The sequence below is a fragment of the Streptomyces sp. UNOC14_S4 genome (assembly GCF_020740835.1).
GTDB lineage: Bacteria > Actinomycetota > Actinomycetes > Streptomycetales > Streptomycetaceae > Streptomyces.
The window spans coordinates 1-8,773 of sequence record NZ_JAINFC010000326.1 but is presented as its reverse complement, the minus strand read 5'-3'; the positions used below and the strand labels follow the sequence as shown (position 1 = coordinate 8,773).

Below are 8,773 nucleotides of genomic sequence, written 5' to 3'. Positions count from 1 at the left end.
CGTCCATGCCGTGCACCGGCGGCGCCGTCAGCTGGGGGTCGACCGAGACCAGCTCGACCCCGAGGGGCGCCGCCAGGGCCCGTACGGCGGGCAGCGCGAGCCTGATGGACGCCTGACCGGCGCCCAGAACGTCGGAAAGCCGCCGCTCCGTGGTGAAAGCGACGGCCGTGCGGTCGCCGAGCGGCGACCGGAACACCCGCAGGGCGAAGCCGTCGGGGCAACGCCGCACGGGGACGTACAGGGGCAGGACCCGCCCGGCGGGATCGCCGGCCTGCCCGGTGGGATGTGAGGGTTCGGAAGGCTCTCCGTCGTCCGCCTGCGGGTTCTCGACGGCGGCGATGGCGGCCGCCTCGGCGGGGGTACGGCTCAGGTGCATGACGATCCTCGGAAAGATGTCGGTGCGACGGGGTGGGACCGCGCCGCGGCACGCTCACGCTATGCCCCCGGGCCGCGTGGAGGAGCCGCTCATTGACAGCCTGTTGACCCTCCGTGCCACTCCTTTGACGACCTGTTGACATGCGTCGGAACACGTCGTGTCACTCCGTGACAGGGCAGCGGCGGGAGGCCGCGCGCCCACCGGGGTGCCTCTTGCGCTGCGCGCGGCCGCGGGTTCGGTGGCCTGGTGCGCCCACCGGGTTGCCACCCGGGCCCGGTGCGCGGCTGCGGGCCGGTGGGGGGCTTGTCGCGCAGTTCCCCGCGCCCCTGGGGGCGCCTGGTCACGGCAGTACCCCCGCTCGGCGGGCCGCCACCACGGCCTCCAGCCGGGTGTGGACGCCCAGCTTCCGCATGCTCGACCGCAGATAGCTCTTCACCGTCTCCGGGCGCAGGCCCAGCCGTTCCCCGGCCACCGCGTTCGTCGCCCCGGACGCCACGCAGGCGAGCACGTCCACCTCGCGCGGCGACAGCGGGGCGGGCGGCGCGGCGCCCGGGTCCGCGGCGGACGCCCGCGCCAGCCGCCCGCACGCGCTGAGCAGCTCCCGGCGCAGGGCGGGGTCCGGCACCCGCTGCGCGAGCGCCCGCAGCTCCCCGTGCGCCTCGCGGACCTCCTCCCACATGGCCGGGTCCGCGGTGGTCGGCTGCTGGGCCACCGACAGCAGCCGGTGCACCTCGTCCCGTACGGCCAGCGACTGCTCCAGCTCCCGCGCCGCGGCCATGGCGGCGGACAGCGACCGGTCGCCGAACGCCAGCGGCCGCCGCAGCGCTCCGTAGAGCACCCCGCGCACCCGCCCCCGTACCACCACGGGCACCGCCAGCACCGACCGCAGTCCCTCTGTCGCGACCGCGGTGTCGTACTCGTGGCTGATGACGTGCGAGCTGTGGTAGTCGGTGACCGCCAGCGGCCTGGCGAGCGCGGCCGCCTTGCCGCCCAGCCCGCTGCCCGTACGGATGGCCAGGCCGCGCAGCACCGGCGTCGTCGTCCCCGTCATGTCCGAGATCCGGAACTGCCGGGGACCGGTGAGCAGCCCGCCGAAGGCGACGGACAGCCCAGTGCTCCTGCGCATGCGCAGCAGCGCCTCCCGTACCTCGGCCGACCCGTCCGCAACTCCCATCACTGCCTCCCCAGCGCAAAGCCCAATCGGCGCCCCCCGTTCCGGTGACGTGTGGCTACCCCCGTCCGGGGGTGGTGAGACTCAGATCACCGTCGCACGATGCTAACCAGCGGGCCGGTGCCACGCCCCGCGTTCTGGAGGACACATGACGACCGACCACCTGGCGGACACCACGGAGCGGACCGGCCCCGCGGCGGAGTTCCGGGCCGCGCGGGACTTCCTGCTCGCGCACCGCACGGACTACCCCGCCGCGTACGAGGGCTTCCGCTGGCCGCGCCCCGCGGAGTTCAACTGGGCCCTCGACTGGTTCGACACCATCGCCGAGGGCAACGACCGCACCGCCCTGTGGATCGTCGAGGAGGACGGCGGCGAGACGCGGCTGTCGTTCGACGCCCTGCGCCGCCGCTCCGGCCAGGTGGCCAACTGGCTCCGGGACCGGGGCGTACGGGCCGGGGACCGCATCGTCGTCATGCTCGGCAACCAGAGCGAGCTGTGGGAGACCGCGCTCGCCGCGATGAAGCTGCGCGCCGTCGTCATCCCCGCCACCCCGCTGCTGGGCCCCGCCGACCTCGCCGACCGCATCGCGCGCGGCCGGGCCGCCCATGTGCTCGTACGGGCGGAGGACACCGGCAAGTTCGCCGACGTGCCCGGCGACTACACCCGTATCGCGGTCGGCGGCGCGCCCGCCGGGTGGCTCGCCTACGAGGACGCGGCGGCCGCTCCCGAGGAGTTCACCCCCGACGGGCCCACCCGCGCCGACGACACGCTCCTCCTCTACTTCACCTCGGGCACCACCAGTCGCCCCAAGCTCGTCGAGCACAGCCACATCTCCTACCCCATCGGGCATCTGACGACCATGTACTGGATCGGGCTGCGCCCCGGCGACGTGCACCTCAACATCTCCTCGCCCGGCTGGGCCAAGCACGCCTGGTCCAACCTCTTCGCCCCCTGGAACGCCGAGGCCACCGTCTTCGTCGTCAACTACACCCGCTTCGACGCGGCCCGGCTGATGGCGGAGATGGAGCGCTGCGGCGTCACCAGCTTCTGCGCCCCGCCCACCGTGTGGCGCATGCTCATCCAGGCCGACCTGGGCCTGCTGCGCAACCCCCCGCGCGAGGCGGTCGCCGCGGGCGAGCCGCTGAACCCCGAGGTCATCGAGCGGGTGCGCCGGGCGTGGGGCCTCACCGTGCGGGACGGCTTCGGGCAGACGGAGACCTCCGTGCAGATCGCCAACCCGCCCGGCCAGGCCCTGAAGACCGGCTCCATGGGCCGCCCCAGCCCCGGCTTCACGGTCGTCCTGCTCGACCCCGTCACCGGTCTGCCCGCCGACGAGGGCGAGATCGCCCTCGACCTGGGCGAGCGGCCCGTCGGCCTCATGACCGGCTACGCGGGCGACAGCGAGCGCACCGCCGAGGTCATGAAGGACGGCTACTACCGCACGGGCGACATCGGGGCCCGCGACGCGGACGGGTACCTCCGTTATGTCGGGCGAGCGGACGATGTCTTCAAGGCCAGCGACTACAAGGTCTCGCCCTTCGAGCTGGAGAGCGCGCTCCTCGAACACGAGGCCGTCGTCGAGGCCGCCGTCGTGCCCGCCCCCGACCCGGTGCGGCTGGCCGTGCCCAAGGCGTACGTCGTCCTCGCCGAGGGCTGGGAGCCCGGCCCCGCCACCGCGAAGGCGATCTTCGCCCACTCCCGGGCCACCCTCGCCCCGTACCTGCGCATCCGGCGGCTGGAGTTCGCCGAGCTGCCCAAGACCGTGTCCGGCAAGATCCGCCGTGTCGAGCTGCGCGAGCGCACCGCGCGGGGCGGCGGAGTCGAGTACCGAGAGGAAGACCACCGGTGACCACACCCTCGTCCGCACCCTCGTCCGCGGCAGGTGAGACCGCGGTGCCCTCGTACGCGGCCGGGAGCACCTCCATCCCGCTGATCGACGACACGATCGGCGCCGACCTGGCCTTCACCATCGAGCGGTTCGGCGACCGCGAGGCGCTCGTCGACGTCCTCAGCGGCCGCCGCTGGACCTATACGGAGTTCGGCCTCGCCGTGGAGGAGGTGGCCCTCGGCCTGCTGGCCAAGGGGGTGGCCAAGGGCGACCGGATCGGGCTGTGGGCGGTCAACTGCCCGGAGTGGGTGATGGTCCAGTACGCGGCCGCCCGCGTCGGCGCCGTGATGGTGAACATCAACCCCGCCTACCGCGTCCACGAACTGGGCTACGTCCTGCGGCAGGCGGGCATCGGCGTGCTCGTCGCCTCGCTGGAGCACAAGACCAGCGACTACCGGCGCATGGTCGAGCAGGTGCGCGCCGACTGCCCGGCGCTGCGCGACGTCGTCTACATCGGCGACCCCACCTGGGACGGGCTCGTGAAGCTCGGCGAGGGTGTCGCCCCCGAGCGGCTCGCCGAACGCGAGGCACAGCTCGGCTGCTACGACCCGGTCAACATCCAGTACACCTCCGGCACCACGGGCTTCCCCAAGGGCGCCACCCTCTCCCACCACAACATCCTCAACAACGGCTATTTCGTGGGGGAGCTGCTCGGCTACACGGAGAACGACCGGGTCGCCCTGCCCGTGCCCTTCTACCACTGCTTCGGCATGGTCATGGGCAACCTCGCGGTCACCACCCACGGCTCGTGCATGGTCATCCCGGCGCCCTCCTTCGACCCCGCCGCCACGCTGCACGCGGTCGAACGCGAGCGCTGCACCTCGCTCTACGGCGTGCCCACCATGTTCATCGCCGAGCTGGGCCTGCCCGACTTCGCCACCTTCGACCTCTCCTCGCTGCGCACCGGCATCATGGCGGGCTCGACCTGCCCGGAGGAGGTGATGAAGCGGGTGATGTCGGAGATGCACATGTCCGAGGTCGCCATCTGCTACGGCATGACCGAGACCTCGCCGGTGTCCACCCAGACCCGCTCCGACGACGACCTCGACCACCGCACCCGGACGGTCGGCCGCGTGCTGCCGCACCTGGCGGTGAAGGTCGTGGACCCGGACACGGGCGCGACCGTCGACCGCGGCACGCCGGGCGAACTGTGCACCCGCGGCTACTCGGTGATGCTCGGCTACTGGGACGAGCCCGAGCGCTCGGCCGAGGCGGTCGACGCGGAGGGCTGGATGCACACCGGGGACCTCGCGGTGATGGACGAGGACGGTTACGTGCGCATCGTCGGCCGCATCAAGGACATGATCATCCGAGGCGGGGAGAACGTCTACCCGCGCGAGATCGAGGAGTTCCTCTACGCCCACCCCAAGATCTCCGACGTCCAGGTCATCGGCGTGCCGGACGAGAAGTACGGCGAGGAGATCGTGGCGTGCGTGATCCTGCGACCGGGGGAGACGCTCACGCGTGACGAGCTCGCGCGCTTCTGCCGGGGGCGGCTGGCGCACTACAAGATCCCCCGGCATCTGTGGGTGCGGGATTCTTTTCCCATGACGGTGAGCGGCAAGGTGCGGAAGGTGGAGCTCCGGGAGGGGGCCGTGCGGCTCTTGTCGGAGGTGGCTCAGGCGAGTTGACCTTGCGCGTTGGCTGCGCCCACCGGGGGTGCGGCTTGCGCTGCGGGCCGGTGGCCCGTTGCGCCCACCGGGGTGCCACCTTGGGCCCGGTGGGCGGCTGCGGGTCCGGTGGGGGCCTGTCGCGCAGTTCCCCGCGCCCCTGATGGGGCGCGCCCTTGCGTCCTACCTTCCCCGGTCATTGATTCGGGCCGCGCTCCACCAAGTCGTCGGCGAAGCCGTTGAGTGGCTGGGGCGTGCCCGTCAGGTCCATCACGAACAGGGGGAGCCGCAACTCGTCGGCTCGCGAGCGCGCGTCGCGGGCGTAGCCCGCGAGGGAGAAGAAGGCGCCGTCCGCGCAGTCCGTCAGCCCGTGCAGCCAGAGGCACTCGACGGCGCGCAGCGACGTCGGCAGCGTGGTCGGGTCGACCTTGGCCACGAGCCCCGCCGCACGCAGGTCGACTCCCGCCTCGGGGTCCTGCGGACGGGTCACGCCGGTGAAGCCGAGCCAGGTCAGATAGCGTTCGGCCGCCACGATCGCGTCCTGTGCGTTGCGGATGGCCACCGGCCGGAACGCGGGCCGCAGCGGCGCGGGCGGCGGCGGGGCTTCGTCCCGCGCCCGCGGCGCGTCGGGTGACTCGACCGGCAGCCGTACGACCGTGCCGCACGAGCAGCCGAACTCCGGCCGCGGCCACTGGTCCTGGCGGTCGCACGACGGGCAGCGGACGGCCACCCACGAGTCGCGCCAGGTGCGGTGCGCCAGTAATTCGGGCGCGGCGGCGGGGAGGACGGGCAGCGTGAGCGGAGCGCCGCACGCGCACGGGAAGGTGGGTGGGGTGAAGGAGTGCTCCCGACGGCACGTCGGGCAGTGAACCGGCACGCTCTTGGCCATTCTCGGCTCCAGCAACGGGTGTCCGTAGGTGTGCGTACGGGCCCATCGTCCACGATGACGGCGCGTCGGGGGAGCGAATGCGGAAGGGAACATGGCGCCTTGGCGCCGGAGGACGTGCCGGGCGGCGACGGCGCCCGGGACGGCGCCCGGGGACGACGTTCCCCTACAGCGGTTCGAACTCCCGGACGGAATCGATGTTCACGCCGTGCGGCGTGTTCGCCTCGCGCTCGATCATGATCTCGACGAGGACCGGGCGCGAGGTCGCCACCGCCTCCTTGCGTGCCCACTCGATGGCCGGGCGGATCTCCTCCGGCGTGTGCACCCGGCGTCCCGCGCAGCCGTAGGCTTCCATCAGCTTGACGTTGTCGGTGCCGGTTTCGTCGTAGTGGACATCGACCTGGTAGTTCATGCCGTAGTCGATCGACGCCTGCCGGATGAGGCCCAGGTACTCGTTGTTGAGCATGATCAGCACGTACGGGATGTCGTACTGCGCCGCGACCGCCAGTTCCTCGACCAGGTACTGGAAGCCGTAGTCGCCCACGACGCCCACCACTTCCGTGTCGCCCCGGCCCAGGCCCTGGAGTGCCTTCTTCACACCGATCGCCGCGGGGACCTCCCAGCCCAGCGGGCCGGCCTGGCCGCACACCTGGTAGCGGCGCGGCAGATGGGCCTTCTGGTGCTGGCCGCCCCAGATCTGGTAGAGGCCGATGGCGGTGACGACATAGGTGTCCGGCCCGAAGATCTCGTTGATCTCCTTGTAGACGCGGGGCGCCTTGACCGGGACCGTGTCGAAGTCCTCCCGGCGCGTCAGCGTCCGTTTGAGCTCGCGGCAGCGGGCCCGCCACGGCGCGACGGAGGTCCTCGCCCCACGGGCCCGCGCGGCCTCCAGCAGGGCCGTCAGGAAGAGCCCGGCGTCCGAGACCACCGCGAGGTCCGGCTCGAAGACCTTGCCGAGCTGCGACGGCTCGACGTCCACCTGCACGAACGTCCGCTCCCCGCGGTAGACACCGAGGTCCGCGCCCGTGTGCCGGTCGCCGAAGCGGGCACCGACGGCGAGCACGAAGTCGGCCTCCAGGAAGGCGGCGTTGGCGTACCGCTGCGAGGTCTGGATGCCGGTCGTGCCCATGTGCAGCTCGTGGTCGTCCTCGATCGCCCCCTTGCCCATCAGCGTGACCTGGAAGGGCACCCGCAGCTCGTCCACCAGCGCGCGCAGGGCCGCCGACGCGTCCGCGAGCACCACCCCGCCGCCCGCCAGGACCAGCGGCCGTTCGGCGGCCAGCAGCAGGTCCAGCGCCGCCTCGACGCGGGGCGGGTGCGGGCGTACGACGGGGACCGGCAGCCGTGCGTCGAGCGCGGTGTCGTACACGATCTCGTGCCGCGCGAGGTCGACCGGGATGTCGATGAGCACGGGCCCGGGGCGGCCCTGCCGCGCGGTACGGAACGCCTCCCGGAACGCCCAGGGGATCTGCGCGGCCTCCTTGATCTGCACGGCCCACTTGGTGACCGGCCGGACGATCTCCACGATGTCGACCGCCTGGAACGCCTCCTGGTGCAGCTTGGCCGACACCGCCTGCCCGGTGACGCACACCATGGGCACCGAGTCGGCGAACGCCGTGTAGAGCCCGGTGACGAGGTTGGTGGCGCCCGGTCCGGAGGTGGCGAGGGCGACGCCGACCCGGCCGTTCGTCCGCGCCCAGCCGTCGGCCATATGAGCGGCGCCCGCCTCATGACGGACGATCAGATGCTCGATGCCGCCCACGGTCTCCATCGCCTTGTACAGCGGCAGGATCGCGGCCCCCGGGCAGCCGAACGCGATGTCGACCCCCTCGTCCTTCATGATCCGTACGGCGGCCTCCATGGCGGGCATCCGGGTAGGCCCGCCGCCCGGCCGCCTCACGCGGCCGCCCCCGGCGCCGTGCCTGTCACCATGCCCGACAGCCTTTCGACGCCGCGCAGCAGCGCCGAGTGGTCGAGTCCGCCGTCGCCCTGGGCCCGGGCTGCGGCCACCAGTCCGGCGGCCACGCCGCCGAGCGGGATGGCGGCGCCGACGGCCCGGGCGGCCTCGGTGACGATGCCCATGTCCTTGTGGTGCAGGTCGATACGGAAGCCGGGAGTGAAGTCGCGGGTGAGGAAGTTGTGCTTCTTGCGCTCCAGCACGGTCGAACCGGCGAGCCCGCCGCGCAGTACCTCCAGAGCGGCGGGCAGGTCCACGCCCGCCTTCTCCAGGAAGACCACGGCCTCCGCGCACGCCTGGATGTTGACGGCGACGACCAGCTGGTTCGCGGCCTTGACGGTCTGCCCGGAGCCGTGCGGCCCGCAGTGGACGACGGTCGTGCCGAGCGCGCGGAACAGCGGCCCGGCCCGGTCGAAGTCCTCCCGCGCCCCGCCCACCATGATCGAGAGAACGCCTTCGACGGCACCCGACTCGCCGCCGGAGACCGGCGCATCGAGCACGCGGACGCCGCGCCCGGCGGCCGCGGCCGCCTCCGCCAGCATGATCGATGTCCTGGGCGCGACCGTGGACATGTCGATCAGCAGCGTGCCGGGGGCGGCGTGGGCGAGGACGCCGTCGTCGCCGAGGGCGACGGCCTCGACCTGGGGATCGGCGGGGAGCATCGTGACGACGACGTCGGCACCGCGCACCGCTTCCGCGACGGATGCGGTCGGCTCGCCGCCTGCTGCGGCGAGCCGTGCCAGCTTTTCGGGTTCGAGGGTGTGGCCCCGGACGGGGTATCCGGCCTTGAGCAGGTTCTCGGCCATGGGGGAGCCCATGAGGCCGAGGCCTATCCAGGCGATGCGGGGGGTTGGCATGGGGGTTCCCTTCGGGTGCGGGTTGGTT

General features: G+C 72.7%; 7 protein-coding genes. 2 read left to right on the top strand and 5 right to left on the bottom strand.

What is annotated here, in order from left to right; genetic code table 11:
• Positions 1-376: SAV_915 family protein (locus K6I34_RS25065; protein WP_229328660.1), on the bottom strand; the 376-nt coding region annotated here is incomplete at its 3' end.
• Positions 377-716: 340 nt separating this feature from the next.
• Positions 717-1,550 (bottom strand): helix-turn-helix transcriptional regulator, encoded by an 834-nt coding sequence (locus tag K6I34_RS25060; protein ID WP_229328658.1) that lies wholly within the window; start codon positions 1,548-1,550, stop codon positions 717-719.
• Between the two features lie 145 nt (positions 1,551-1,695).
• Between K6I34_RS25060 and K6I34_RS25055 the strand changes: the two genes are divergently transcribed.
• Positions 1,696-3,396 carry an AMP-binding protein gene (locus K6I34_RS25055; RefSeq protein ID WP_229328656.1) on the top strand — a complete coding sequence of 567 codons (1,701 nt, stop codon included), beginning with the start codon at positions 1,696-1,698 and terminating at the stop codon, positions 3,394-3,396.
• Positions 3,393-5,066, top strand: a complete 1,674-nt coding sequence (locus K6I34_RS25050; protein WP_308294055.1) for an AMP-binding protein — start codon at positions 3,393-3,395, stop codon at positions 5,064-5,066. Before K6I34_RS25055 ends, K6I34_RS25050 begins: the two co-directional genes overlap by 4 nt.
• A 175-nt stretch (positions 5,067-5,241) precedes the next feature.
• Here the strand turns inward: K6I34_RS25050 and K6I34_RS25045 are convergent, their stop codons facing one another.
• The 3 genes from K6I34_RS25045 to K6I34_RS25035 form a co-directional block, all read right to left on the bottom strand.
• The gene (locus K6I34_RS25045) at positions 5,242-5,934 is read right to left on the bottom strand and encodes a hypothetical protein (RefSeq protein WP_229328654.1); all 693 of its coding nucleotides are present in this window, start codon (positions 5,932-5,934) and stop codon (positions 5,242-5,244) included.
• A gap of 163 nt (positions 5,935-6,097) precedes the next feature.
• Entirely contained in the window at positions 6,098-7,801 is a 1,704-nt protein-coding gene (gene gcl / locus K6I34_RS25040) for a glyoxylate carboligase (protein WP_275127148.1), read from the bottom strand.
• Positions 7,802-7,827: 26 nt separating this feature from the next.
• Entirely contained in the window at positions 7,828-8,745 is a 918-nt protein-coding gene (locus K6I34_RS25035) for a 2-hydroxy-3-oxopropionate reductase (RefSeq protein WP_229328652.1), read from the bottom strand.
• Positions 8,746-8,773: the final 28 nt, after the last annotated feature.